32 protein-coding genes and 2 tRNA genes are annotated in these 24251 nt (G+C 50.3%); 22 read left to right on the forward strand and 12 right to left on the reverse strand.

The window, feature by feature from the left end:
* The first annotated feature begins 288 nt into the window (after window positions 1-288).
* Entirely contained in the window at window positions 289-1218 is a 930-nt protein-coding gene (gene ldtA, locus HV237_RS09515) for a L,D-transpeptidase (protein WP_047357947.1), read from the forward strand.
* A gap of 23 nt (window positions 1219-1241) precedes the next feature.
* On the opposite strand, the gene HV237_RS09520 is transcribed toward ldtA, so the two are convergent.
* The 5 genes from HV237_RS09520 to mtfA form a co-directional block, all read right to left on the reverse strand.
* Entirely contained in the window at window positions 1242-1925 is a 684-nt protein-coding gene (locus HV237_RS09520) for an ABC transporter ATP-binding protein (RefSeq protein ID WP_019077086.1), read from the reverse strand.
* Window positions 1926-1935: 10 nt separating this feature from the next.
* Entirely contained in the window at window positions 1936-3624 is a 1689-nt protein-coding gene (locus HV237_RS09525) for an iron ABC transporter permease (protein WP_047357948.1), read from the reverse strand.
* Window positions 3608-4645, reverse strand: coding sequence for an extracellular solute-binding protein (locus tag HV237_RS09530; protein WP_047357949.1), 1038 nt, complete (start codon window positions 4643-4645; stop codon window positions 3608-3610). The genes HV237_RS09525 and HV237_RS09530 overlap by 17 nt, the downstream gene beginning before the upstream one ends.
* A gap of 262 nt (window positions 4646-4907) precedes the next feature.
* A tRNA-Asn gene (locus HV237_RS09535) sits at window positions 4908-4983 on the reverse strand.
* Between the two features lie 99 nt (window positions 4984-5082).
* Window positions 5083-5880 carry a DgsA anti-repressor MtfA gene (gene mtfA / locus HV237_RS09540; protein ID WP_047357950.1) on the reverse strand — a complete coding sequence of 266 codons (798 nt, stop codon included), beginning with the start codon at window positions 5878-5880 and terminating at the stop codon, window positions 5083-5085.
* Between the two features lie 93 nt (window positions 5881-5973).
* On the opposite strand from mtfA, the gene HV237_RS09545 reads away from it, so the two are divergent.
* Window positions 5974-6063, forward strand: a tRNA-Ser gene (locus HV237_RS09545).
* 66 nt (window positions 6064-6129) lie between these two features.
* On the opposite strand, the gene HV237_RS09550 is transcribed toward HV237_RS09545, so the two are convergent.
* The 7 genes from HV237_RS09550 to HV237_RS09580 form a co-directional block, all read right to left on the reverse strand.
* Window positions 6130-7173, reverse strand: coding sequence for a tyrosine-type recombinase/integrase (locus HV237_RS09550; protein ID WP_103285481.1), 1044 nt, complete (start codon window positions 7171-7173; stop codon window positions 6130-6132).
* Window positions 7148-7390, reverse strand: coding sequence for a DUF4224 domain-containing protein (locus tag HV237_RS09555; RefSeq protein ID WP_071667664.1), 243 nt, complete (start codon window positions 7388-7390; stop codon window positions 7148-7150). The genes HV237_RS09550 and HV237_RS09555 overlap by 26 nt, the downstream gene beginning before the upstream one ends.
* 70 nt (window positions 7391-7460) lie before the next feature.
* Complete coding sequence (locus HV237_RS09560; RefSeq protein ID WP_181541779.1) at window positions 7461-9932, reverse strand: exonuclease; 2472 nt, start codon at window positions 9930-9932, stop codon at window positions 7461-7463.
* A 141-nt stretch (window positions 9933-10073) separates the two neighbouring features.
* A complete protein-coding gene (locus HV237_RS09565) occupies window positions 10074-10400 on the reverse strand; it encodes an Rrf2 family transcriptional regulator (RefSeq protein ID WP_032944383.1) in 327 nt (108 codons plus the stop codon).
* An 11-nt stretch (window positions 10401-10411) separates the two neighbouring features.
* Window positions 10412-10750, reverse strand: coding sequence for a hypothetical protein (locus tag HV237_RS09570; protein ID WP_135107954.1), 339 nt, complete (start codon window positions 10748-10750; stop codon window positions 10412-10414).
* 161 nt (window positions 10751-10911) lie between these two features.
* The gene (locus tag HV237_RS09575; RefSeq protein ID WP_032943037.1) at window positions 10912-11127 is read right to left on the reverse strand and encodes a hypothetical protein; all 216 of its coding nucleotides are present in this window, start codon (window positions 11125-11127) and stop codon (window positions 10912-10914) included.
* A 198-nt stretch (window positions 11128-11325) separates the two neighbouring features.
* Window positions 11326-11733: a helix-turn-helix domain-containing protein gene (locus tag HV237_RS09580; RefSeq protein ID WP_167394269.1), complete on the reverse strand. Its 408-nt coding sequence runs from the start codon at window positions 11731-11733 to the stop codon at window positions 11326-11328.
* A 130-nt stretch (window positions 11734-11863) separates the two neighbouring features.
* Here HV237_RS09580 and HV237_RS09585 point away from each other — a divergent pair, with 130 nt between their 5' ends.
* The 20 genes from HV237_RS09585 to HV237_RS09675 all read left to right on the forward strand — a co-directional run bounded on the left by HV237_RS09585 (window position 11864) and on the right by HV237_RS09675 (window position 23899).
* Window positions 11864-12091 carry a YdaS family helix-turn-helix protein gene (locus tag HV237_RS09585; RefSeq protein ID WP_047357952.1) on the forward strand — a complete coding sequence of 76 codons (228 nt, stop codon included), beginning with the start codon at window positions 11864-11866 and terminating at the stop codon, window positions 12089-12091.
* 2 nt (window positions 12092-12093) lie between these two features.
* Window positions 12094-12648 carry a toxin YdaT family protein gene (locus tag HV237_RS09590; protein WP_181541781.1) on the forward strand — a complete coding sequence of 185 codons (555 nt, stop codon included), beginning with the start codon at window positions 12094-12096 and terminating at the stop codon, window positions 12646-12648.
* A gap of 54 nt (window positions 12649-12702) precedes the next feature.
* The gene (locus HV237_RS09595) at window positions 12703-13503 is read left to right on the forward strand and encodes a DUF1376 domain-containing protein (RefSeq protein WP_181541782.1); all 801 of its coding nucleotides are present in this window, start codon (window positions 12703-12705) and stop codon (window positions 13501-13503) included.
* 2 nt (window positions 13504-13505) lie between these two features.
* Window positions 13506-14246, forward strand: a complete 741-nt coding sequence (locus HV237_RS09600; protein WP_181541839.1) for an ATP-binding protein — start codon at window positions 13506-13508, stop codon at window positions 14244-14246.
* A gap of 19 nt (window positions 14247-14265) precedes the next feature.
* Window positions 14266-14682, forward strand: coding sequence for a PerC family transcriptional regulator (locus HV237_RS09605; RefSeq protein ID WP_181541784.1), 417 nt, complete (start codon window positions 14266-14268; stop codon window positions 14680-14682).
* Window positions 14683-14687: 5 nt separating this feature from the next.
* Complete coding sequence (locus HV237_RS09610) at window positions 14688-15026, forward strand: DUF977 family protein (protein WP_181541786.1); 339 nt, start codon at window positions 14688-14690, stop codon at window positions 15024-15026.
* The gene (locus HV237_RS26160) at window positions 15023-15217 is read left to right on the forward strand and encodes a hypothetical protein (RefSeq protein WP_249415305.1); all 195 of its coding nucleotides are present in this window, start codon (window positions 15023-15025) and stop codon (window positions 15215-15217) included. Before HV237_RS09610 ends, HV237_RS26160 begins: the two co-directional genes overlap by 4 nt.
* A gap of 10 nt (window positions 15218-15227) precedes the next feature.
* Entirely contained in the window at window positions 15228-15740 is a 513-nt protein-coding gene (locus tag HV237_RS09615) for a hypothetical protein (RefSeq protein ID WP_071697840.1), read from the forward strand.
* Entirely contained in the window at window positions 15737-16213 is a 477-nt protein-coding gene (locus HV237_RS09620) for a DUF550 domain-containing protein (protein ID WP_181541788.1), read from the forward strand. The genes HV237_RS09615 and HV237_RS09620 overlap by 4 nt, the downstream gene beginning before the upstream one ends.
* On the forward strand, window positions 16213-16470 hold the full coding sequence (locus tag HV237_RS09625) for a hypothetical protein (RefSeq protein ID WP_181541841.1): 258 nt from the start codon (window positions 16213-16215) through the stop codon (window positions 16468-16470). Before HV237_RS09620 ends, HV237_RS09625 begins: the two co-directional genes overlap by 1 nt.
* Entirely contained in the window at window positions 16467-18542 is a 2076-nt protein-coding gene (locus tag HV237_RS09630; protein ID WP_181541790.1) for a DNA cytosine methyltransferase, read from the forward strand. Before HV237_RS09625 ends, HV237_RS09630 begins: the two co-directional genes overlap by 4 nt.
* 732 nt (window positions 18543-19274) lie before the next feature.
* Window positions 19275-19508 (forward strand): DinI-like family protein, encoded by a 234-nt coding sequence (locus HV237_RS09635; protein WP_086539115.1) that lies wholly within the window; start codon window positions 19275-19277, stop codon window positions 19506-19508.
* 45 nt (window positions 19509-19553) lie between these two features.
* Window positions 19554-19799: a hypothetical protein gene (locus HV237_RS09640; RefSeq protein ID WP_127791700.1), complete on the forward strand. Its 246-nt coding sequence runs from the start codon at window positions 19554-19556 to the stop codon at window positions 19797-19799.
* 129 nt (window positions 19800-19928) lie between these two features.
* Complete coding sequence (locus tag HV237_RS09645; protein ID WP_047357957.1) at window positions 19929-20129, forward strand: hypothetical protein; 201 nt, start codon at window positions 19929-19931, stop codon at window positions 20127-20129.
* On the forward strand, window positions 20105-20491 hold the full coding sequence (locus HV237_RS09650) for a RusA family crossover junction endodeoxyribonuclease (RefSeq protein ID WP_249415306.1): 387 nt from the start codon (window positions 20105-20107) through the stop codon (window positions 20489-20491). The genes HV237_RS09645 and HV237_RS09650 overlap by 25 nt, the downstream gene beginning before the upstream one ends.
* Window positions 20488-21528 (forward strand): DUF968 domain-containing protein, encoded by a 1041-nt coding sequence (locus HV237_RS09655; protein ID WP_094169326.1) that lies wholly within the window; start codon window positions 20488-20490, stop codon window positions 21526-21528. Before HV237_RS09650 ends, HV237_RS09655 begins: the two co-directional genes overlap by 4 nt.
* 13 nt (window positions 21529-21541) lie before the next feature.
* A complete protein-coding gene (locus HV237_RS09660; protein ID WP_181541792.1) occupies window positions 21542-22147 on the forward strand; it encodes a hypothetical protein in 606 nt (201 codons plus the stop codon).
* Window positions 22148-22528: 381 nt separating this feature from the next.
* Window positions 22529-22807 (forward strand): phage holin, encoded by a 279-nt coding sequence (locus HV237_RS09665; RefSeq protein WP_016150433.1) that lies wholly within the window; start codon window positions 22529-22531, stop codon window positions 22805-22807.
* Window positions 22779-23351, forward strand: coding sequence for a lysozyme (locus tag HV237_RS09670; protein WP_276569315.1), 573 nt, complete (start codon window positions 22779-22781; stop codon window positions 23349-23351). The genes HV237_RS09665 and HV237_RS09670 overlap by 29 nt, the downstream gene beginning before the upstream one ends.
* Window positions 23351-23899, forward strand: a complete 549-nt coding sequence (locus tag HV237_RS09675) for a DUF2514 domain-containing protein (RefSeq protein WP_181541794.1) — start codon at window positions 23351-23353, stop codon at window positions 23897-23899. Before HV237_RS09670 ends, HV237_RS09675 begins: the two co-directional genes overlap by 1 nt.
* The last annotated feature ends 352 nt before the right edge of the window (window positions 23900-24251 follow it).

Consider the following 24251-nt stretch of genomic DNA (forward strand, 5'->3'; position numbering starts at 1 on the left):
CCGCCAGGAGCCGGGATTGTAAAGGGCGTGGCGGAGAACGCCCTTTACACGTTCACAGGAATCGGTGTTTCAGAGAAACGATGCACATGAGGTGAACGGAACCCTTACCGTGAGATAGCATATTCATAACTTCTGCCAACACAGGTGATGCTTTCTGATACAGAGGCGTTAACTGAACTGCATTAGCTTCAGGCGGCTTTTTTATGCGGATTTTAGGCGTAACCCACTAAAACAGATAATAAAAGCTATAATGAACGGATATCTGCTGCGGCGAAGGAAAGGAAAAAAATGCGTCGTGTAAAACTGCTTTGTTCACTCATTATGCTGCTCGTGAGTCAGAGCGCGCAGGCGGTGAGTTTTCCGCTCCCGCCTGAAGGCAGTCGCCTGGTGGGGAGCCCTTTGACCATTACGGTACCTTCAGGAAACACTCAGCCGTTGGAAGCTTTTGCCGCGCAGTACGGACAGGGGTTGAGCAATATGCTGGAGGCCAATCCCGGCGTGGATGTTTTTCTGCCTAAGTCTGGCTCTACGCTGGTTGTGCCACAGCAACTGATATTACCGGATACTGTACGCGAGGGGATCGTAATCAACGTCGCAGAAATGCGCCTTTACTATTATCCCGCTGGCAGCAATACGGTTGAGGTTTTACCCATTGGCATTGGCCAGGCGGGCAGAGAAACGCCGCGTAACTGGGTCACGGCGGTAGAACGTAAGCAGGAAGCACCAAGCTGGACGCCTACGCCGAATACCCGGCGCGAATACGCAGCGCGTGGGGAAAGCCTGCCGGCGTTTGTTCCTGCCGGGCCAGATAACCCGATGGGACTGTATGCGATTTATATCGGCAGGCTTTATGCCATTCATGGCACAAATGCGAATTTCGGTATTGGTCTGCGGGTAAGTCAGGGGTGTATCCGTTTGCGTAATGACGACATTAAATATCTGTTTGATACCGTACCGGTAGGGACGCGTGTGCAACTGATAGACCGACCGGTGAAATACAGCGTAGAGCCGGACGGTAGTCGCTGGGTGGAAGTGCATGAACCACTGTCACGAAACCGGTCGGAATACGAGTCTGACAGAAGAGTTCCCTTGCCAGTCACCCCCGCGCTGCGCACCTTCATCAGCGGGAATGACGTGGATGTGAGTCGCGGAAATCAGGCACTGGAAAGACGCTCCGGCATGCCGGTGAATATCAGTCTGATTCAGACCCATTACTAATTTTCAAGGCGACCCTGTGACCTTTAGCCTGGGTGGGTCGCTTTTTTAATTTGATACTGCCCCATTTTTACCACGCCAATATGGTCTGCCATTAGCTGCGCCTCGTGTTCGCTGTGTGTAACCAGCAGTGCCGTTTGCCCGGCGGCACGCAAAATATCCCGTACCTCGTTGCCAAGACGCTCACGCGTGCGCTTATCAAGGCTGGAGAAAGGCTCATCGAGCAGCAGGATTTCCGGATGTGGCGCCAGCGCGCGCGCAAGAGCGATACGCTGCTGTTGACCGCCGGACAGTTCATGCGGATAACGGCTGGCATGACTGTGCAACTCCACCATTTTTAACAGTTCCGCCACCCGGACCTGCTGCTGCTCACGCGGCATACGTCGTAACCCAAAGGCCACGTTTTGTTGCGCGGTCAGGTGAGGGAATAACGCATATTCCTGAAAGACCATGCCGACATGCCGTTTTTCCGGCGGCAGATGAACACCGGAACCGGCAACGCGGCGCTGCGACACATAGATCTCTCCGCTTCGCAGCCGTTCAAATCCGGCAACTGCGCGTAACACGGTGGTTTTTCCGCAACCTGAAGCGCCCAGTAGACAGGCGATCTCTCCTTTACGTACCGACATTGAAAACCCGCTCAGCACCGATTGCTGGCTGTTGCCGTAGGCAACGTGCACATCCTGGAGTCGTAATGCAATTTCTGACATTGTTACTCTCTTAACCACGGCGAGTCATCTGGTGACGCACCAACAAAATAACCGGTAGCGTGCCAGCTAAAACAATCATTAGCGCGGCGATAGCACCTTCTTCATAGGTTCCACGGGCGGCTTCTGCATACAGCAACGTTGCCAGCGTTTCGAAGTTTACCGGGCGCAACAGCAACGTTGTTGGCAGTTCTTTCATGGCATCGGCAAAAACCAGCAGGGCGCTACTCACTAACGCCGGGCGCAGCAATGGGAAATGAACCCGTGCAAATGTGCCCGCACCATTCTCACCCAACAGACGAGAAGCCTGCTCCAGCGAAGGCGGAATGCGGCCCAGGCCGGAATCCAGTGCGCCGATAGCAATCGCCTGGAAACGCATGGCACAACAAATTACCAGCAGGATCCCGGCAGACATCAGCGGCAGGCCGCGAACATCCAGTAAATCTGCCAGCCAGCGGTCGACTGCCATGGCGGGGGTTAAAAAACCAATCGCCAGAATTGTACCGGGAACCGCGTAGCCTAAAGAAGCCAGACGCATTACACCACGGCGAAATCCTGGCATCGCGTTATCTGCGGCGCTATGCCGCGCGCTCCAGGCCACCAACATACTGACGCAAACCACCACCAACGTGGTTCCCGCGGCCAGTGATAACGTATTTTGTAATGCAGCCAGTAACGAGGAGGATATAGGGCTCTCGTCACCTATACGTTTGGCGCTTTCCCAGATTAAAAACAGCACCGGGGCCAGAAAGCCCAGCACAACTGGCAGCGAAATAACGATACCGAGTAGCCAGCCACGCCAGCCTTGCACGCGGGTGGGTTGAATTTCCCGCAGGCTACGGCTGCTGAATCCCTGTTTTCTGCGGCCATAAAATTCCAGCGTCAGAATAAAGAATATAAACATCAGCATCATGCAGGCGATTTGCGCTGCGGCAGATAAATCAGAGCGAGAGATCCACGTGGTGTATACGGTAACGGTTAACGTTTGTACCCCGAGAAATTCCGACGCGCCAATATCGTTAAGCGTCTCCAGCAGCGCCAGACTGATCCCGACGGCCAGTGCCGGGCGTGCCATGGGGAGAGCAACACGAAAAAAGGTCCCGGTTGCGCTGCAACCCAGCGTACGTGCAGCTTCCAACAGGTGGGCCGGCTGGCTGATAAACATGGCGCGGGTTGTCAGGTACACGTAAGGATAAAGTACTAATCCGAGCAAGATTATTGCGCCGGAAAGGGAACGTAAATCGGGCAGGCGGAACTGTCGCGGGCTGTCAAAGCCCAGTAAGAAACGGATAAAGGTTTGCAGGGGGCCAATCGGATGCAGCAGATCGAGCCATGCAAAGGCAACGATGTAGGTCGGCATTGCCAGCGGCAACAGCAGCGCCCAACTGAGAATTTTTCGCCCAGGGAAATCCCATGCCGTTACCGCCCATGCGCTGCCTACGCCAATGACGCCAACCATTATCGCGACACCCGCTAGCAACAGCACGGTGTTTTTTAGCGCTGAGGGCAGTACATATGTCATAAGATTATCCCAGTGGGATAAATCAGCCTGGGTGGCCTGCCAGATCAGCGCAACGATGGGGGTCAGGACGCCAAGCGCGACGCACAATGCGCCAAGATGCAACGGCGTTAATAATGACTGCGGCCCGGAAACCAGGCCGCGTAACGTCGGAAACTGCAGCGATTTATTGATCGAATCCAACTTTATCTACCAGCAAACTAGCTTGTTTACGATACTTCACGATCTCGGTGAGCGGCGTTTTATCGACGTCGATTTCACCGATTGTGGCGCTAATGACCGGGTCAAGCGTTACGCCTTTCAGTACCGGATATTCGAAGTTCGCTTTCGCATACTGCTGCTGGGCAGGCGCGGAAACCAGATATTCCATCAGCTTAACGGCATCGGCTTTATTTGGCGCATAGCGGGCAACGGCAGCGCCGCTGATGTTGACGTGCGTACCGCCATTTTCAAAGGTTGGTTTAACGACTTTAATGGCATCGCCCCACCGACGAGCATCGCTGCCTTCTTTGGCGTTTTTCATATGGCCGACATAATAGGAGTTGGCCAGACCAATATCACAAATTCCACCGAGGATATCGCGGGCAACATCGCGATCGCCGCCGGTGGCTTTACGCGCCAGGTTAGCCTTCACGCCGCGCAGCCATTCTTCGGTTTTGGCTTCACCATGATGGGCAATCATCGCGGCGATCAGCGCCGTGTTGTAGGGGTGCTGACCGGAACGAATACAAACTTTACCTTTGTATTCTGGGCTGGCGAGCTGTTCGTAATGCCAGTTATCGATTGGCAGAGACTTCTCGGCATACAGTACGCGGGCGCGCATTGAAAGCGCAAACCACTGATTATCCGCGCCGCGCAGATTCGCCGGAATGGCGGCTTTCAGCGCTTCTGACTCTACCGGCTGGGTGACGCCGGCTTCAACTAAATCGATGAGATTTCCGGCATCGACGGTCATCAGCAGGTCGGCAGGGGAGTTTTTGCCTTCCGCCTTAACACGCTCAAGCATACCGTCTTTGATATAGACCGTACTTACTTTGATACCGCTGGTTTTAGTCCAGCTATCAAGTAAAGGCTGGATCAGGCCCGGTTCACGGGTGGTGTAAAGCGTTAACGTTTCCTGAGCGAAAGCCGGCAGGCTGACAGAGAAGAGGAGGGCAGAGGCAAGCGTGATACGGCGCAATCCTGTGCGAGTCAGAGCATTCATCGTTTTTATCCCAGAGTAATTGGAACATACAGTGAACCGAGTCGGGGCTCGTTCTTTTGGCTCGCGTACAATAAATGATAATCACTAGCACTTACAATAATTGCAAAGTTTAAACGATTTACATTTACACAACTTTAATCAACGATGTGATGCGGCATGGAATAGGGAGTTATGGCAGACTGAGGGCTTATAGAGGCAGCTTTTACACAGACATGAAAAGCAAAAAGCCCGCTTAAGTTTCCTTAAGCGGGCTTCTTAAATTTGGCTCCTCTGACTGGACTCGAACCAGTGACATACGGATTAACAGTCCGCCGTTCTACCGACTGAACTACAGAGGAATCGTGTGAACGAGGCGCATATTACTGACCTCATCATGAGGTGTCAACAGTAAAATTAGCGCGTCATTTCAATTGGTTAATTAATCTTCAAATTCAGTGTTAATGCGTGTTTGGTGAGCGATAATCGTCGTCTCCCCGGGTATCTCGTAACCGCTCCATGGGGTTCTGGCGATAAAACTGGATGAAACGCTGCCATAAGGCAGGAAAACGCGGAGCAAATAATTCAGGAGCACTGAAAAAATACTCGGATAGCACGGCAAAGCATTCAGCAGGATCGGTCGCTGCGTAGGCATCTATACTGCACGCAGTTTCACCAACCAGATCGATCTCATCCTGAATATTGTTCATTGCAGCATGCAGGTCGTGTTCCCAACCGGCGATATCGCGTAGGGGAATCGCCGGAATACCGCTGGCACGATCGCCATTACGCATATCAAGCTTGTGCGCCACTTCATGGATGATCAGATTAAAGCCGGAGGCATCAAAGGAATCCTGAATATCAAGCCAGTTGAGGATTATCGGGCCTTGTTGCCAACTCTGCCCGGACTGTACCACGCGTTGATTATGCACCAGCCCAATATCGTCTTCCCATTCATCGTCTACGACAAATGGGGCAGGGTAGATGAGAACTTCATGAAACCCGTCGAGCCACTCAATCCCCATTTCCAGAACAGGTAAACAGAATAGCAGAGCAATGCGCGCACTTTTTAGCGGGTCCAGCTCAAACCCCTGAAGAGCGACTAATCTTTTTTGTTGTAAAAAGCGCTCGGCCAGGGCAATAAGTCTGGCTTGTTCTTGCTCGGTGAGATTCACCAAAAGGGGAATAGCCAGGGCGTCGTCCCACGGCCAATCGTCACTCCGGGTTGCTTCTTGTTCTTTCCAGGGCCACTTAATCATCGTTTTGCTCGCAAACTCGTCACTTGAACGAAATTGACGGAACTGGGTCTGTTAAAATGCCAAATTACCTGGCATCATGGCAACCGCCAAAACGGAGAGATGCCAGAGCGGCTGAATGGACCGGTCTCGAAAACCGGAGTAGGGGCAACTCTACCGGGGGTTCAAATCCCCCTCTCTCCGCCACTATTCAAACACTTAGCTCAATTCCTTTCAACGACTCATGTCACACTTGGTATAGTGTTGGTATATTCACTTGGTATAAAACTCGCCATCATCATCTTCTGATTTGCCCAATACTGGAAGATCCAATGTGGGAGAAATTTTCACTTTTCTGTCATAAACCACAACTTGGCTTTCAGTTTTGTGACCTGAGAATAGTTGTTTGTCCTTACTCGAGCCTTCGTAATCAGATATTCCCTTGGCTTTGAGATCATGAAATGTACACGGCAGTTTTCTATCTAGTTTTTTTCCTGCTGCTTCCCTTGCAGTTTCCCACAGATCGTTAAACCCACTTTTTGAATACTTAGTTTTTTTACTGCTACAAACAACGGTTTCCCGTCCACCCAGAGTCTTTGCAAGTTCGATGGCGTTATGTAGCCTCTCGGTCCAGACTTTTATTTGTTTAGTCCCGGTCTTTCCCTGCTGGATAAAAATGCCTTCCTCGCTTACTTGCGACCATTTGAGAGAAAGAACATCGGAAACGCGAGCCGCACATAAGTAAGATATCTCCATGCCAACCCGGAGAGCTGGTGCCGCCTCTTCATAAATTGCCTGATATTCTTCGTCTGTCACGTACACGTCACGGGCTTTTAAAGAGAACTTGCGTACTCCTTTGCACGGATTTCCTTTCACATACCCTCGTTCATATCCCCATGAGAAAACTCGCGACATCCCGCCGAGTTCCTGGTTTGCCTGGTTAATACTGCGTTGGCCCCGTTTATCCATATAGATCCTGACCATCTCAATTTTTATGTCATCTGCTCGCATATTCCCGAACACTGGGACCAGGTTTTTTTCATATGACCTGTAATCAGTCTGTGTCCGCGGAGCCAGTTCAGCAAAAGCTGGGCTGCTGGTGAATAACTTCCATAATTTAGAAAATGTCATTACGTCTGAACGCTTGGCTTTTTCTTCCTCATAGCGCGCCCATAGCCGGGACATACTTGTCCCGGTAATAGGTGCAAGAGTTACGCTTTGTTTTGTTCCTTTTGGCTTCCACACATAGCTATAACGGTTTTTAGTTACGCGTGGCGGGAGGTGCTTGTCTTTAGGATCTTTTCTTGGTCTGCCCATTGATTGCGTCGTAATTTGGCTCAAGTGCAACATATTCATCGACCTTAGGTAATTCAGAAACTCCGGGATCAATACTTCTGCGCAATACAATTGGGCGGTTCCGCCCATCAGTGGTGAACGGTATGCCGTGACACCGCAGTTGTCGCTGCTGGTGGGTGTAGCGCTGATAGCCAGTAATTTCTGCAATTTCCTGAGGAGACAGTGTAAGTTCGTGCATAGCTCATCTCTCTGATGGCCTGCCTGTAAAAACATACCAGGCAGGATCCATAAATTGTGAAATTAGAAAATCAATTTGCGGTCAGACGTTGCCAGATTGCTGATACGTATTTGACCTGATGCCGGGCATCAGAAAGTGCATTGTGCATGTCACCTTCAAACGGGATGTCGAAGCGCGGATTTATACCGACAGATTTACCCAGTTCGACCATGGTCCTTACGTCCCTGTCATTCCAGAACGGAACAGCGAAGGGGGTATCTGTTAACGCGTATGCGCGGCGAAGAATGACGTTATCAAACGAGCGACCATTACCCCATAACTGAACTGTGTGGCTTCCGTTAGCAGCGTTTTCAGCAATAAAGTCAGCCAGGAGTTCGAGGGTCTCAAGCAACCCCATGGCTTCATCAACAAGAATGGCAGAGCGGGCTTCAGATGATTGTTTCAACCACCACTGAATCGTCGACGCATCCGGTTTCATGCCAAACGACATCGATGACTCCAGACTGACAACCTGGTAAAACTCGGCACCAGTGTTACCAGTTGAAGGATCAAAAAATACTGCGCCAATAGAGACTATTGGGGCATCAGGACTGTTGCCCATAGTTTCCATATCAACCATCAGGTGAGTATAAAAAGCGTTCAGGGGATCCGTATCAATATGGTGAACGGGTTCATTATTCAGAGAAGCTGACGCGTCACCAGTTGCATCAGCGCTTTTAACTGGCAAAACTGCTGTTTCGCTCTGAGACACTTCAGGATTAGCTTTGATTTCGTTGTTGTTAGTTTCTTCCATCTGCACATTGCTGGTGGCTTCCTCTGTATTGGTATTATGTAACTTATTCTCGACGGCGCGCTGGCGTACCTGGTCTACGACAGAAAGTGCGTGTGCTGGCTGGTTACCCATCAGGCCATCGATGGAGAACACGCCGTTGCCCATGTTAGCGATTTCTGGTTGTTCGACTCCTGCCTTCTGTTCAGCTGTGACTTTCTCGTTAACCTCGTTTTCCCAGCTTTTTTCTGGCACATGACCAGCCGCCAGCAGGGTTTCCTGGCATGGTGTTTCATGGTTGCTTTCTGTCAGGTTTGCGTTGATATAGGCCTGCAGCCGACCAGGAAATTTAACCAGTTCGGATGATGTACCGCGGATAAGCGCAAAGATAGCGGCTCGCGAATAGTCCAGAATGCCAGCGCTTTTTCGCAGTGCTTCCGACCATTCCTTAAAAGGACTCTCTTTTTTGGTGACGATCTCTTTTGCCCGGCGGTAGACCCCACCCGGGATGTCGTAGATATTGAAATCCATTGGAAGAGTGGCCAGCGCAATCTCAACGTCGAGCGTATCCAGTGTATGAGCATAATCGGTATTGCGATCAGTCTTATTGCCACCACCAGCGTTCGTTCCAGTATCAGTGCGCTGAATCTGCGACACACGATTTCCCTTACACCACTCTTTAACCAGCAATCCGCGGTCAATGTGTTCAGTACTGAACCAGGCCTTAAAGAACTGAATTACGGTAGACAGATCCACTCGTTTACCATCAACCGGGAAAATAGTTTTTAGCGCGCTGATAATTTTCCAGATATCGATCTCTGGCGCTTTCTTGAATGGTTCTACATTCTCGGCGGCAAGCAGCAGATTTTGCACGTAGCTGTTATCCACATCCAGCTCAAGTTCCTGAATGGTTTTCTTCTGTTCAGTATCAATATGGTAAGCATATTCATCAGAAATAAACTGAGCCAAAAGGCGCTGGCGTAGCGGGAGAGTCGCAACGGTAATGAGTTCTGGCGTTACAGGTGGAACGGTGGGCTCATCACCCACAATTCGTGCTTTCTTATCGTTAACCCACTCCTGCATGGTTTGAGTCCGCGCTTTCGGTTCCGCAATCCATTCGCTAATAAATTCCTCAAATGAAGCAATGGTATAGACCTGCTCACGGTCGAAGACTTCTTTTATTGCGTTTGCCAGCTTCCACTCGACATGAGCAGAAAGCTCTTTCGCCGCTGGCACATTTGCAACGGCCAGTAACAGGTTTTGTATATAGAGATCATTTTCGTCCAGTTCCATTTGCCCGATCTGGACGTGCCGCGCTTCACTGATTTCCTTCTCTTCACCGTCATTTAACAGGTGCGCAATCAGCCGCTGAGACAGGCGCAGGCGAGATATGGGGCGGAGCAATGCTGGCGCATCGCTGGTGGGTACATTGGCACTGGAGGTTTCAGGTTTTTGCTGGCTGGAAGCCTCCAGATTTTCATTATCCGGCTTCTGTTTCAGTTGCCACGTTTGCTGGTCTTCTGCCAGTTCGTAACGATCGCACCATGTGTCATCAAGTGTGCTTTCCTCAGGAAGATCGTCAACAACAAACCAGTTGGTGCGGACAGGTAATTGATAGTCGGCGCCACGACCGACGGCAATATCGTTATCTTCGAGAATATTGAGGATTTCGCGTTCTGCACGGGAATCTGATTTCGCAGAGAACCAGCAAAACAGGTTTTTTGCCTCAGTTGCTTTCGCTTTGGCTTTAATAAGATACGCATACGTTAACATTGCGTTCGGGCTCCATAGGATTGTAAGATACCCGGCAGCTGATGATCGCCGCCTAAGGTAGTGGTTATTGGTCAAAACTCGTTCCGGAAAGCTTTGGTCGGCTGACCGGGTACTTAACCCGCCTTGCGCGGGTTTTGTGCTTTATGGGGTAGGGGATTTTCCCTGCGCCAGCTGTGCGACGGGGACCCACTCCAGAGCATTCAGCACGGGTTCAAATGAATCAGGCGTGTGAGTAACGGCGCGAACAACGTCAGCCACGCTGGGGTTTGCTTTGCTAAGATGGTACCCGCCACCGGCGCCACGCTGACTGGTAACAATTTCACTGCTGCGCAGCTTCGAGAAAATCTGCTCGAGGTAAGACACAGACAGCTTCGATTCCTTACTGATTGATGCGATGGAAACCGGACTGCCGTTGTAAATCCTGTTGAGGATGGCAACCACCTGAACAGATGCCACCACACGTTTCATTCCGAACTCCATCATGCATCCTTTGCCGGTTCGCGACCGTATCCTGGGTTATCGTTTAAGGCGTCATTCAGAACCTGCATTGCCTCATTATGTGGGAGAGTCAGAGCAAGTTTGATCGCCGTTCCAAGAGCTTCAGCCGCACATTCAAACTTACGAGCGAGCCTGGCTGTTTCATCAACTTGTTCACCCATCGCTTCCATTTCAAAGTTGTGCTCAGTCCAGACTTCATCCATCACATCACTTTCAACTTCTTCACGTAATGCTTCTTTTACTTCCAGAACAGGCAAAACCCCGATTAATGCCTCGGCTGGCGCGCTGCTGAAGCGCAATGCCAGATCGTTAGCTGACATAAAAACCTCCGGAAAAAAGCCCGCCACGGGACGGGCAAAGAACACTTTTCCAATTTAACCAGAACAGGTCTTCGTCTCCTATTTGGTTACGATGGTGGTATTACCATCACAATGCCCTGTGCACCGGGCATGAGGCTGGCAACAGCCATTGGTCAAACTCGTTATGAACGAACAGCAGTCTGTTGGTCGGCAGACGGGTCGCCTTTCTGGGCAAGCGTGTAGCAAATCAGTCGAATGATTACTTCAATGCGATTTAGATGTACGGCCTGACACCGCACTGGTTTACGTGCGAAATCGATCATGGATTTATCCTCTTGCGTTGCCCTTGTCGCCAGGCTGGCGGAACGTTGAACCTGCTGCGTGTTAATACTTGTCATCTCATCCGGTGATTCGTATGCCGCCGGCAGCTACTTCGTGGGCGTCCTGCCTAGATGACTGTCTTTGAGTTGGGAATAGTATTATCGATTGAATCGATACATGTCAAATTAAATCGATATCAATGAGTGTGAACAGCTCACCGATTAGTTTATCGGATTGATTTCGCGTGCTTTATGAAGGGTGCTGGAGTGGAGGGGTTACTCGTTACTGGGGATTATCTTTCGTTTTTTTAGGTAAGCAGTAGCTACATCATCTAGCTCTTGCAGACGCAGTTCGATCAACTTAATTATCTTTTCTCTCTCATCGTCAGTGGGCAAAAGCTCAAATTGCTCCAGTAGCTTTTGTTCCTGGGCCGACTGAGGCTGACGTTTTTTTTCTGATGTTATGGCAGGAATAGTGTCAGCTTCAGTTTCTTCAAGAAAAAACCAATAGAGTGGATAGCCTGTAGCGGACTGTAGCCTATCTAGGATGTCAGCTCTTGGAAGTATATTAGAGTTACACCAGCCATTTACTGACTGGGCTTTTACTCCCAGTCTGCGTGCGAGTTCCGATTGAGATATTCCAAGATCATGGATGGCTTTTTGTAATCGCTTTCCGAAGTTCATATTCCTAGCCCGCTCAAAAACATACATCTGATTATACAGATTTTATCTGTAGCTCAATCTATCGATATAATTTGACTATATCGAAATAATTTGATTTACTCGCTTCAAGTTCACTACCCGAGACAAATCAATGAAGCTCACAACACAAAAGAAAATGTTAGCCATATGCAGTCAGGCAGAACTGGGGCGCCGTCTAAATCGGCGAGCTCAAACAGTTAATGGATGGTTCAAGAAAAAGGTACCCGGCGAGCTTGTTGTTCGCGTATCCAAAGCTCTCAATTGGCAAATTACGCCACACGAGTTGCGACCGGACCTTTATCCAAACCCCACTGATGGTTTACCTCAAAAGGAGGCTTAATCATGCAATCAGCCACGTATCAACATCATAGCCAACGTTTAGCTATTCCGTTGAAAACGGAAAATCAATTTAAACCCCAGCGCCGTGACGGCATTCAGCACTGCGTCATATTGGCAGCCGTTCGTGAATGGGAATCGACATTACCAGGACAGGCACAGGAACGGATCGCTCAGCTGGTGGCTGAAGAGTGGGCCAAAGCAGATGGCCGCGGAATTGCTGTTAATAAACAGAATTTATTCCGATATCTGAAAAACGAGGGCGGTTCGGAAAAGTACAGGGCTTACGTTATGCGGCTGTCAGGTTCAATTATTGCTGCTATGCCAGTTCAGATTGCCAGAAAGCACGGATTAAGTAATGCGAGCACAGAAGCAGAGCTGGTGGCAAACGCTATCAAAGAGTGCAGTGAGGCACACCATGCGAAATTAATTGGCGCGCCATTACAAAAGCTCGAGAAGGAAATCCGTGAGGCGGCAATCGCATTGTTCAACATGTTACCTGCTGACGCGGCGGGACCACTACTGGCGAGTATAAGCACCGTAGCGCCGCAATTGTTTTAATCGAGTTTTGAGCAATAACCATTACGCGCCGGGAAACCGGACAAGGGAGTAACCATGGCAGCTCTGCCTTACATGCAACTTTACATTGCTGATTACCTGGCGGACACCATGCATCTGTCTACAGAAGAGCATGGCGCATACCTGCTACTGATGTTCAATTATTGGCAAACAGGTCGCCCGATCCCCAAAAACCGACTATCGAAAATTGCACGGCTGAGTAACGACCGTTGGGATGCCGTTGAACCTTCGTTGAAAGAGTTTTTTAACGATAACGGAACCGAATGGGTACAGGAGCGTATAGAGCGTGATCTGGAGGCGGTTAAAAACTCGATCAGCCAAAAGTCAGCAGCTGGAAAAGCATCCGCTCAGGCGAGAAAAGCTAAAAAAGGAGCGAATAACCAACAAAATAACAACGGGTGTTCAACGGGTGTTGAGCCGCCGTTAAAACAGAACGCCAACGGAAACCCAACTAATAAAGATCCAGATACAGATACAGATCTAAAAGAAAACCAAGAGAGAGAGTTATACGCGCCAAGTGGCTTTTTACCGCCCATAGGCAAATTTCCGATCACAGATGACTGGACTCCTGGTGATGACTTTGTACGCCAGGCTGCGCAGTGGGGAATAAACCTTGGGGATCTACCAGGGTATACCGCCGTCGAATTACAGCAGTTCCGGGACTACTGGAAATGTGAAGGGAAAGTTAAACACCACATCCAGTGGGAACAGACTTTTGCTTCCAGCCTGAAAACATCACGCGCCAAATCTTCCTCACCATCGGCAGGTACACGTCGACAGGCTGGCTTTGGCGTTTCACAACCTGACACTCAGATCCCGCCGGGATTCAGGGGGTAATGATGAAATCGACGCATGACTTGCTTGGCCGTCTACGTAACCTCATGCCTGCAGGTGTCCAGCCGAAATTTACCAGCAGTCAGGAATTAATGGCCTGGCAGCAGGAAGAAGGGCGAAAGCGCGCAGCTGAGCTGGAAAAACAAAATCAGCGTAACCGTTCAGAAAGGATTTTTGGGCGCTCAGGGATCTGCGAGTTGCACAGGGGGTGCTCATTTGCAAATTACCTGGTGAGCAACGGCGGGCAGAAACACGCGCTGACAATGGCAAAGAGCTACGCCCATAACTTTGGGAATGGCTTTACCAGTTTCATATTCAGCGGCAGTTGTGGAACAGGGAAAAATCATCTTGCCGCGGCAATCGGGAACTACCTGCTTCAGCACGATTATTCCGTTCTGGTCGTGACAGTACCTGATTTGATGCTTCGCGCACGCAAATGCTATGACGAGGGCCAGTCTGAGTCCGATTTGCTGGACGATTTGTGCAAGGTTGATTTGCTTGTTCTTGATGAGGTTGGTGTTCAACGTGATACGCGCAATGAGTGGGTATTACTTAATCAGATTATCGATCGCCGTATGGCGTCAATGAAACCAGTGGGGGTGCTAACAAACCTGAATTATGACGAGTTATCGAAAGTTCTGGGTGAGCGGGTCATGGACCGCTTAACCATGGATGACGGTATCTGGGTAAATTTCGCCTGGGGAAGTTATCGCAAAAATGTGACCCATTTACGGGTCGTGAAGTAACTAAAACGAGTATTGACCAATGACCATAGAAATCTCTCAGAAAGATCGGGTTGCGATAGTAGTACGCCATACCCCGAACTGCGTATTACGTGATGTGTGTGAAGCGCTGGATATTCCATCCGGTACCGCTGGTAAGTTTCTGCGCGCGCTGACTGTCAGTGGCACAGTCCTGCGTACTCACAATGGAACTCAGTATGTTTATAACATCGCCACGGATGCAGAAATACCCGACGTAAAACTGCCCTTCATGGAAGAGAAAAGTGATCCGGTTGAAACGCAATTAGCAGAGAAAATGGCGAAAGACCTGAAGTCCCGAGGGCTCTGGCGGCGCGCGGCAAAAGTATATACCGACATGTTAGACATTGCCCGTAGTTCAGCTGAAGTGTCACGTATAGCACAGCAACGTAATGAATGCCTGCGTATGGCCCGGAGATGATCAGCATGCCAAGACCAAACACACCAGAAGAGCAGGCGGCACTTATCCGGGTGATCATCGAAGAAGTGAAAATCCGTGGACGCTTAACCGTTAGCGAGGCATCACAGATGTTGTCGCTGCATCGTCAGACTGCTGAGAAGTATTTCCGCGTAGCAGCCGAACGCGGCGAACTCATTCGTTACGGTCGTCTTGGTTTGTTCAGGGACCAAAAGGCTGTGATTGATTTCGATCTCCAGCGTTTTTCATACGGATCGAGTAATCCTGGGATTGAGTTACCAGCAGATTTTCGGGGAAGTGCGGTTATGCGCCGGGTCATTGAAATTGTGGGGAGGATGCCAGCATGACAACCGAAAAACGGGCGTTGAATTATGACCCAGCCGATCCCGACAAGATGCGATTACCAATGGGCGTAACATGTGGTAATTGCCACCATATCCATCGTTGTAAAGCAATTTTTGGACACACGGAGTCGGACACATATTGCGATTGGTCACCGTCGCGATTTATTGCTGGCATTGGCGTGAAGGGGGAGTGAGATGGACTTAATACCATTAACGCACGACGAGCTCTGCCAAATTGCCTGGCGCTTTCTTCAGAATAATGGCTTTAAAGTGGCGTTTCATGATCGGTTCCGTGCATGGACACCTTACGGCGAACAGGCTGATGCTATCGGCTTTCGCAACGGTGCTAGCTGTCTGATTGAGGCTAAATGCTCTCGCTCTGACCTGTTAGCCGACCGTAAGAAGCCTTTCCGGATTGAACCCGAGAAAGGTATGGGAGATTGGCGCTTCATGATTAGCGAGCCGGGAATTGTGAATGTTGAAGACCTGCCGTCAGGCTGGGGCTTACTTCACGTTATTAAAGGTCGGGTTAAGAAGGTGCACGGATGGCCTGGTAACGGACTTTGGGTTAACCGGGATAGCAAACCATTCCAGGCCAACAAACAGGCTGAATGCGACTACATGTTTAGCGCTCTACGCCGGATGGATTTACGTGGACATCTTAAAGAGGTTTACGACGGCGTAATCGTTAATAAGACAGAAGGAACCGCAGCATGACAACTAACAACCACCCGGCGCACGGTCCTGTATCACTCGATCGCCTGCACCAGACAAGAGAAATACTCAGCAAAGCATCAGCACAAAGCGATGGGGGCAATCTCGGCTACGCAATGGCTGATGCTGTGAAGGTGATTGATGGGGTTCTGGAGTCGTTAGCCCGTGAACAAGTACGCCGTGAACATGCAGCATGGTCACAGGCTACTTTCGGCGATGTCGGTCCAGTTGGTCCGTTGAAGCACCTTTCCAAAGAAGCTCTCGAGGCGGCTGCTGAACCAGGCGACCTTAGCGAATGGGCTGACATGCAATTCCTGTTATGGGATGCACAACGTCGTGCCGGTATCAGTGACGAGCAGATTACCCTGGCGATGGTAGAAAAGCTGGCGGTAAACAAGCAGCGAGAATGGCCTGAACCGAAAGACGGGGAGCCGCGCCTGCATATCAAAACTGAACAGCATCAGGGAGAGAAGTGATGGATCCGCAACTGGAATACGCCACGAAGCGTATCGTCGAGCTGGAAAACCTGCTGCTGGTGAATGTTGAGGAAACTGTCTGGCCTGCCGAAGTGGGAATGGTCTTCAGCCAGGTTGAACGTACCGGGGATCTCCCGTCACATCACCAGCGCCGCCTTAAACATCACATCAATCGCATGTGGCTGGAGAAAATACAGGTACCAGCGATCATCACAGCGGCACAGTCACTGGCCATCGCCATGGAGAAATACGCGTGAGAGAAATCATTGTCGATAATTTTGCTGGTGGTGGCGGGGCGTCAACCGGCATTGAAATGGCGATCGGTCGTAGTGTTGATATTGCTATTAACCACGACGAGAACGCCGTAGCGATGCACACGACAAACCATCCTGATACGTTGCACTATTGCGAGTCTGTGTATGAGGTTCGCCCAAAGGTTGCTACCGCAGGTTGTCCGGTGGCGCTGGCGTGGTTTTCTCCAGATTGCCGCCACTTTTCTAAAGCTAAAGGGGCTAAACCTGTTGAGAAAGCGATCCGCGGACTGGCCTGGGTAGTATTACGCTGGGGGCTGGATGTTGAGCCGCGGGTAATGAAACTGGAAAACGTCGAAGAGTTTAAAACGTGGGGGCCGTTACTGGCTGGAGAAATGCGACCTGACCCATCCCGCGCGGGCGAAACTTTTGAAGCGTTTATTGGCATGCTGACAACTGGCATCCCGGCGAACCATCCAGCGCTGGAGGAATGCTGTGAGTTTCTGAATATTTCGCTTGATAGCGAAGATGCCGCGCGGCTGGTTAAAGGCCTTGGTTATGTTGTCGAGTATCGCGAACTGCGCGCCTGCGACTATGGTGCGCCGACAATCAGAAAACGTTTCTTCATGGTTATGCGTCGCGACGGGAAGCCTATTGTGTGGCCGGAACCAACACATGGAGATCCGAAATCTCCAGCGGTTCAGTCGGGCAGGTTGGCGCCATGGCGCACCGCTGCGGAGTGTATCGACTGGACAATCCCGGCGCCGTCAATATTCGATCGCAAAAAACAGCTGGCAGAAAATACCCTGAAGCGGATCGCGCGCGGCATACAGCGCTTTGTTATCGACAGTGCGTCGCCGTTCATCGTGAAATGCAATCACACCAGCACCAAAACGAGTTACGACTGTTTCCGTGGTCAGGCGCTGGGCGAACCTTTGCAAACCATTACTAAAACCCACGGTTACGCGTTAGCCGTACCGCACCTGACAAAGTTTCGCACTGGTGCAACCGGTCAGCCTGTTACCGAACCAGTACCGACGGTTACCGCTGGCACATCAAAACGCCCGGGCGGGAATGGGCATGCTCTTGGTTTGGTAGAAGCCGCGCTGACCCCGTTCCTGGCTGGCAACGGCGGCAGTGAATACCAGGCTAAACCGCGCCCGATGGATAAACCTGCTCATACCATTCTGAAGCAATCCCGCGCCTGTCTTGTTGCGCCGGTTATCGCCCGCCAGTTTGGGGCCAGTGTCGGCCACCGGGTAGACGAACCGAGCGCAACCATCACAGCTGGTGGTGGCGGTAAATCTCAACTGGTGACGCCTACGCTGATTCAGATGGGATATGGCGAACATCCCGGGCAAGAACCGCGTGTGCTGCGACTGGATAACCCACTGGGGACTGTTACTGCTGGTGGGAATAAATTCGCGACGGTGAGCGCATTCCTGGCGAAACACTACGGCGGTAACTATACGGGACCGGGTGTCGGTTTAGATGAGCCTGTTCATTCAGTTACCACTGTTGATCACCACGCAGTTGTCGCTGCGCATTTGATGGTCAATAACACAGGACATCCCGGCGGTACGCTGGACAATCCGGCTCATACCTTAACGACGGGAAATCATCATGCTGCAATAACCTCTCACCTAGTGAAATTGCGCGGCACCTGCCGGGACGGACAACCAACCAGTGAACCAATGCCAACGGTGACGGCGGGCGGGCTGCACATAGGGGAGGTGAAGACCATTCTTGCGGTCGATGAATACGACGAACATCGCGCGCAGCAGACGCTTGAGTTTCTGCGGGAATACTGCGGCGAGGATTGCGACGGGCTGGTGACAGTTGAAGGCATTACTTACCGCATCGTTGATATTGGCATGCGGATGTTGCAACCACATGAGCTTTACCGCGCGCAGGGCTTCCCTGAGTGGTACATTATCGATCAGGACTATCGGGGCAAGAAGTACGCGAAGGACAAGCAGGTTGCGCGATGTGGTAATGCTGTTCCGCCGCCATTTGCAGAAGCACTAGTACGGGCTAATTTACCGGAGCTTTGTCAGCAGAAAGAGATCGCAGCTTAATGTCCGAGTTTCAGAACATGGTGTAACAAATCCTGCTACTTCAATGACGTAGATTCAAACCTGATATAATTAGGCTCTTCACAACACGAGGAGCCTAAAATGTACCATTACATGATCCCTATCAACGGAACTGTTCACCTGATCAAGACTGACTCTCTGATCCCTGAAGGGACTGAGTATAGCTTTGAAGGAGAAAGTCTAATCTGCGCTCATGCCACTTTTAAATCTGGGACGTATGGCTTCCTGATACCAAAGGGAAATCAGTTGAATAGAGAGCATGCGTTCTGGCATGTAAGTGGAATTCACCCTAATCCCCTGGAAATGGATAAATCGTAATCCATAATATGCATGCCATTGTCCTGAACATACGGTGGCATGCATCCGGCACTACAACAGGAATGTTAAAGTGCAAACAATACAATTCGAGCAATATTCAACCTGTCACAGATGGCGAATACCACCGCCATTTCGTACATTCTGTGGTTTCTATTACCCATTGCGTTAATGCTGTCCAATCATCGCTCGCTGAGGCGCTGGTTAGGGTTAACCTTCCGGAGTTTTGTCAACTGAAACAAATAGCGGCTTAATAAAACATTGCTAATTCAACCCGCTACAGCGGGTTTTCTTTTTTTACTTCTGACAGGAAATTAACAATTTGTGCTCTTAAAGCGTTGATCATTTTCGTGCACAGGTATACTGTATATAAACACAGTATATGCAATGGAGGCCATTATGAAAGTTGAATTAACCATTGATCGCACTAAAGAACTACCAAAAGGTGCGGTACCAGCACTGGAGAAAGAATTGCTTAAGCGCCTGAATGGCCACTATGACAATTGCAGGCTCACAATCCGACGTGCTGGTTCAGATGGGTTAAGTGTTTTTGGCGGTGACAAGGACGACAAAAAGAAAATTGAATCAATCCTCCAGGATACCTGGGAAAGCGCTGACGACTGGTTTTATTAATTATTTTGGGTGTTACTTTGATCCCGTTTGCATGGGGGAGTTTAAGTGAAAGAAAAAGTAGAATTGCCCAAAAAAGGCTACGCAGTCATCAGATGTCACGATGGAGTCATCGTTGCCAGACTGCAATCATTTCCTGAGTGTGAGCGCGCACTGATGTACCGTCGCGGTAGCATGGTGTCTTTCATGCCTCTTCAGGATGATGAAATTATTGGTACACCTACGTTATTTACTCAGATGCTGGAAAGGGCTGGTTATCGCGTTACCCAGAATTCTGTTACACTCCCGTCATAGGCCTGAACAACCTATACCTGCTGCGCCACAGGAGAAAAGCCCCATGGCGCAAGATCAATTCAAGCAATCCCACATACTGACGTTAACCAACGCCAGCGATTTTCTTTTTGCCGCATCCAGAGGTGCGTTATGAAGAAAAGCTGGTTTCAACATACACAACTCACCACTGAGCAGGCTGACGAACTGGAAGCCCGCTATCACGCAAAGCAGATTAAGACCGAGCGTAGTCTGGATAATGACTTCATTCACTGGACGATCAGCGCGTTCTTGCCAGAAGTCTCTAAGCCTCCGCGTCAGGACAGAACATGGCAACAACGGATCTGGAGGTGAATGTGAAAGTCTACGATATCACCCCAATGGGCAAGCCCAGAATGACGCGCGCTGACAAATGGAAAAAACGCCCCGAGGTTATGCGTTACCGGGCTTTCTGTGATGAAGTTCGTCTGCGGGGTGTTGAGCTGCCTGAAAGCGGTTCACATGTCACCTTCATTCTGCCGATGCCAGCGAGCTGGAGCAAAAAGAAACGGGCTGAGTTCAACGGTAAACCACACCAGGCTAAACCTGATTTCGACAACATGATGAAAGCCCTGATGGATGCCATTTACGAAGATGATGCTCACATCTGGGATTCACGCGTCACTAAATTATGGGGCGAGAAGAGGCAAATAATTATCGGGGAGATTGCAGAATGAGGGCGCTGCTGAAGCCGGTGGTTGCGCGTGAGCTTGGAATTGTGCTGCTCAGACCGGGCAGCGAGCTGATGTCATTATTCAGTTGTGAACGTGTGCTGGTAGAAAGCCAGCCGGCAGGAATGGAACGGTTGCCTGCTGGCCGTGTTCCTGACGTTCGCCAGCCGCTTGCCAGTGACGAGTCACTGTGGCCGTTCTTCCTGGATGAAAAGGTTATGAAGGCTGCTGGTGGTTTGAGTGGACTTGATTATTGGCTTCTGCGTTATGGCGGCACCTGCTGCCAGTGGCCACACAGCGATTACCATTATCACGAGTTAACCACTCTGCGTCATGAACCCGGATCTGTTCTTCTGTGTGGCCATTGTGATAACCATTTGCGTGACCACTACAGCGAACAACTTGCAGAGCTGGCGAGACGTAATGTTATTAGCTGGATTATCAATAGCATCATGGTGGCGCTGAATCAGGATCCTTCCAGAGAACTGTCACTGGCGGAGCTATGCTGGTGGGCGGTGCGTATGGGTGTTACCGACGCAATTCCCGAATCCGTAGCCAGTCGGGCGCTTCGTATTCCTTCGGAAGATCATCAGTCAGTCATGCGTGAATGTGACATCGAACCGGGTCTAACCGCCACCAGCATCATTACAGCCAAAGCCAGCACAGTAACCGTGAACATGCCACCAGCTCAGGTGCCTGCGGTTAAGCCCTTAGTTGGTGTTCTGGTCGATCCTGACTCTCCGCAAACCTATATGAAACGTCCAAAGCGTATCCGTTGGACGGCCCCCCGATATCTGGAATGGATTAAAACACAGCCCTGCGAATGCTGCGGCAAACCATCCGACGACCCACACCATTTAATTGGCTGGGGGCAGGGAGGTATGGCAACGAAGGCGCATGATATTTTCGCGATCCCCCTCTGTCGTCAGTGCCATACAGAACTACATAACGACCCGGTGAAGTTTGAGCGAAAGCATGTACCTCAGCCGGTAATGATTATCAGAGTGCTGGACCGGGCTTACGGGCTCGGTGTTCTGGCGTAAGGAGAAGAACAGGATGACACCACGTCAACGCCGCAATCATTATGAAGCACTTGGTAAAGCAGCATCTGCGCCGCGTAAAAGCTGGCTGGGTAAATGTATCCTCCTGACGGGGATCCAGTCCGGATGGATTAAATCCCTGCTCACTACCTGGGGAGAAGGTGTGGGAGGAAAAACTGCTCCTCGTTTGCCGCGAGGACATGCGTGCTGGAATGTGCTTAAGGGACGGAACTGGTCAGATAAGGCACTCGAGCGATTTACCGTTGCGTTAAATCAGGCGAGAGAAGAGGGATTCCGTGGACAGCAGGCAATGAACAGGGCACACAGCATTCTCTGGCCCCAGTTACCCGCCAGTGTAATTGACGAGGCCCTGCATAGTGACGATGTCGATTTTGTTGAGCAATGCGTACTGCAGGCGCTGGATATAAACGATCCGGTTTATGTTGTTGGTCTTCAGTATTACACCACCCGAAAAAAAATCTCAGACATAACCCGGGAACTGCAGGCGATTGCGCCATGGCTGACACAAGAAAAGGCCAGAGAGCGAGTGAAGTGGTGTTTACAGATTTTCAGAGCAAAGGTGTACCTGTCAGCGAAAGCACTTTTGGAAAGCGAGGAATAATGTTTTTGCTTTATTGTGCTGTTTTTTGTGTCTGGTATTGAAAACTACCCAGAAAGTTAGATAATCCATTCATGCTTGGCAGAGCTGCGCCACGATGGCAGCGACGAAAAGCGAACAATTTGAATATAACGAGAACCCCGCCAGCGCGGGGTTTTTGCTTTCCGGCGATACGACAGGGGTATTCGCGAGGTGCATTGCACCAGTACCCCTGTCATATCGTCGATCTAATCTTCCACAAATATTAAGCCTCGCAATTCTGCGGGGCTTTTTCATTTCAGGCTCACGGGTATCACTCACTACGTGCTTTGTTGATAAATCCAGCCAGTGAAGCCTGACCCTTTCATCACACACAGCGCCATCCGAAAAATCGGAGGTGAGGCTATGACCAGAATGAGCACCATTTACAGCAGACTTTCATATGGATCAGGAACCACGCTTGCCGGCTGCGGTGTATCAGCGAAGGCATATGCCGAAACAGCTAAAACAGCAAAAGAGGTGTCCTGGATGTTGGCCGACAGAATTGCAGGGTTAAGCCTGAGCGACTGGGCAATTATTGTCGGTATCGCATGCACGGTAATCACGTGTGCAGTGAACTGGTATTTCCGCTGGAAAGAACGGGAGGATCGTCGCAATGGCTATGCCACAAAAGCTGAAGAATAGCGTTATTGCAGCTATACCCGCAGGCGCTATTGCTATCGCTGCGGCGTTGATTACTGGCCCAACGGGTAATGATGGCCTTGAAGGTGTGCGCTATCAGCCTTATCGGGATGTTGTTGGGGTGTGGACGGTATGCTGGGGCCATACTGGTAAAGATATTATCTTGGGCAAGACCTACACCAAAGCAGAGTGCCAGGCACTGCTGGATAAAGACCTGAATATTGTCGGCCGCCAGATTAACCCATATATCAACGCTCCGATCCCCGAAACGATGAGAGGGGCGCTGTACTCATTTGCGTATAACGTAGGCGCGGGAAACTTCAAAACCTCCACACTACTACGAAAAATCAACCTGGGTGATTCGAAAGGTGCATGCGAACAACTGCGGCGCTGGATCTATGCTGGTGGCAAACAGTGGAAGGGTTTAATCACCCGGCGTGAAATTGAGCGTGAAGTTTGCCTGTGGGCAGAGAAACCTCAAAATCTGAGTGATGGATATGGGCCACTTAACCCGGGCATTCCAGTATCAGTCCCGGGGGTATTCTGATGAGCCTGCGATCTCAACTTATTATCGTTGCATTGCTGGTGGCCGTCGTATTCATCGCCGGTAGCGTATGGAGCAGCCGCGGTTGGGAAAAAAAGTGGGCGGAACGTGACAGCGCGGAATCATCGCAAACAGCGAACGCGCAGACCGCCGCCCGCATGATTGAACAAGGGCGTATTATTGCCCGTGATGAGGCTGTAAAAGATGCACAAGCACAAGCCGCTAAATCTGCTGCCACTGCTGCTGGCCTGTCTGCCACTGTTAGCCAGCTGCGTACCGAAGCAACAAAGCTTGCCGCCCGCCTGGACGCCGCAAAGCACACCTCAGATCTTGCCGCTGCCGTTAGAAGCAAAACAGCCGGTGCTGACGCCGCAGTGCTCGCCGACATGCTCGGACGCCTTGCAAAAGAAGCTCGATATTATGCTGAGCGATCTGACGAAAGCTACCGAGCTGGAATGACATGTGAGCGTGTTTACGACTCGGTAAAAGAATCAAACAACAGCAGGTTTGGTGATGGTTTAAGCGGGAAATCTAGCTTAAGCAGACTGTAAGGGAAGGTAAAATATAAAACCAGCAACATAAAGACATACTGACATGTTGGCTGGGGTTAGGTGAAAGTTAATTTTTCCTTTCATATCTTTTGGTTAGCTCAAGTTTTGCCCAATGCGCAAGTAAGCCAAGGATTAGGTATGTACTGTAGAAAAGTACTTTAAAAACATATATTTCCAACATTTTTATCTCCTGTATGATCTGATGGAGATAGCCTCGAATTGAGGTTATCTATTGTAGTGCCTAATAGGTCTTCCCATTAGTGAGTCGTAAAATGGCGACTCTTTAAAAGATTCATTACGTGAGATATAGAAATGGTTTCACTTCGTTTGAACAAAGCTGTGTTAATCAGCC

Origin of the sequence: Citrobacter sp. RHBSTW-00570, from assembly GCF_013739755.1 — a bacterium.
GTDB lineage: Bacteria > Pseudomonadota > Gammaproteobacteria > Enterobacterales > Enterobacteriaceae > Citrobacter > Citrobacter braakii.

Excerpts from the sequence above, each read along its gene's own strand:
- ldtA (WP_047357947.1), top strand. The coding sequence starts at position 289 with ATGCGTCGTGTAAAACTGCTTTGTTCACTCATTATGCTGCTCGTGAGT.
- HV237_RS09520 (WP_019077086.1), bottom strand. The coding sequence starts at position 1,925 with ATGTCAGAAATTGCATTACGACTCCAGGATGTGCACGTTGCCTACGGC.
- HV237_RS09530 (WP_047357949.1), bottom strand. The coding sequence starts at position 4,645 with ATGAATGCTCTGACTCGCACAGGATTGCGCCGTATCACGCTTGCCTCT.
- mtfA (WP_047357950.1), bottom strand. The coding sequence starts at position 5,880 with ATGATTAAGTGGCCCTGGAAAGAACAAGAAGCAACCCGGAGTGACGAT.
- HV237_RS09550 (WP_103285481.1), bottom strand. The coding sequence starts at position 7,173 with ATGGGCAGACCAAGAAAAGATCCTAAAGACAAGCACCTCCCGCCACGC.
- HV237_RS09555 (WP_071667664.1), bottom strand. The coding sequence starts at position 7,390 with ATGCACGAACTTACACTGTCTCCTCAGGAAATTGCAGAAATTACTGGC.
- HV237_RS09560 (WP_181541779.1), bottom strand. The coding sequence starts at position 9,932 with ATGTTAACGTATGCGTATCTTATTAAAGCCAAAGCGAAAGCAACTGAG.
- HV237_RS09565 (WP_032944383.1), bottom strand. The coding sequence starts at position 10,400 with ATGAAACGTGTGGTGGCATCTGTTCAGGTGGTTGCCATCCTCAACAGG.
- HV237_RS09570 (WP_135107954.1), bottom strand. The coding sequence starts at position 10,750 with ATGTCAGCTAACGATCTGGCATTGCGCTTCAGCAGCGCGCCAGCCGAG.
- HV237_RS09575 (WP_032943037.1), bottom strand. The coding sequence starts at position 11,127 with ATGACAAGTATTAACACGCAGCAGGTTCAACGTTCCGCCAGCCTGGCG.
- HV237_RS09580 (WP_167394269.1), bottom strand. The coding sequence starts at position 11,733 with ATGAACTTCGGAAAGCGATTACAAAAAGCCATCCATGATCTTGGAATA.
- HV237_RS09585 (WP_047357952.1), top strand. The coding sequence starts at position 11,864 with ATGAAGCTCACAACACAAAAGAAAATGTTAGCCATATGCAGTCAGGCA.
- HV237_RS09590 (WP_181541781.1), top strand. The coding sequence starts at position 12,094 with ATGCAATCAGCCACGTATCAACATCATAGCCAACGTTTAGCTATTCCG.
- HV237_RS09595 (WP_181541782.1), top strand. The coding sequence starts at position 12,703 with ATGGCAGCTCTGCCTTACATGCAACTTTACATTGCTGATTACCTGGCG.
- HV237_RS09600 (WP_181541839.1), top strand. The coding sequence starts at position 13,506 with ATGAAATCGACGCATGACTTGCTTGGCCGTCTACGTAACCTCATGCCT.
- HV237_RS09605 (WP_181541784.1), top strand. The coding sequence starts at position 14,266 with ATGACCATAGAAATCTCTCAGAAAGATCGGGTTGCGATAGTAGTACGC.
- HV237_RS09610 (WP_181541786.1), top strand. The coding sequence starts at position 14,688 with ATGCCAAGACCAAACACACCAGAAGAGCAGGCGGCACTTATCCGGGTG.
- HV237_RS26160 (WP_249415305.1), top strand. The coding sequence starts at position 15,023 with ATGACAACCGAAAAACGGGCGTTGAATTATGACCCAGCCGATCCCGAC.
- HV237_RS09620 (WP_181541788.1), top strand. The coding sequence starts at position 15,737 with ATGACAACTAACAACCACCCGGCGCACGGTCCTGTATCACTCGATCGC.
- HV237_RS09625 (WP_181541841.1), top strand. The coding sequence starts at position 16,213 with ATGGATCCGCAACTGGAATACGCCACGAAGCGTATCGTCGAGCTGGAA.
- HV237_RS09635 (WP_086539115.1), top strand. The coding sequence starts at position 19,275 with ATGAAAGTTGAATTAACCATTGATCGCACTAAAGAACTACCAAAAGGT.
- HV237_RS09645 (WP_047357957.1), top strand. The coding sequence starts at position 19,929 with ATGAAGAAAAGCTGGTTTCAACATACACAACTCACCACTGAGCAGGCT.
- HV237_RS09650 (WP_249415306.1), top strand. The coding sequence starts at position 20,105 with ATGGCAACAACGGATCTGGAGGTGAATGTGAAAGTCTACGATATCACC.
- HV237_RS09655 (WP_094169326.1), top strand. The coding sequence starts at position 20,488 with ATGAGGGCGCTGCTGAAGCCGGTGGTTGCGCGTGAGCTTGGAATTGTG.
- HV237_RS09660 (WP_181541792.1), top strand. The coding sequence starts at position 21,542 with ATGACACCACGTCAACGCCGCAATCATTATGAAGCACTTGGTAAAGCA.
- HV237_RS09665 (WP_016150433.1), top strand. The coding sequence starts at position 22,529 with ATGACCAGAATGAGCACCATTTACAGCAGACTTTCATATGGATCAGGA.
- HV237_RS09670 (WP_276569315.1), top strand. The coding sequence starts at position 22,779 with ATGGCTATGCCACAAAAGCTGAAGAATAGCGTTATTGCAGCTATACCC.
- HV237_RS09675 (WP_181541794.1), top strand. The coding sequence starts at position 23,351 with ATGAGCCTGCGATCTCAACTTATTATCGTTGCATTGCTGGTGGCCGTC.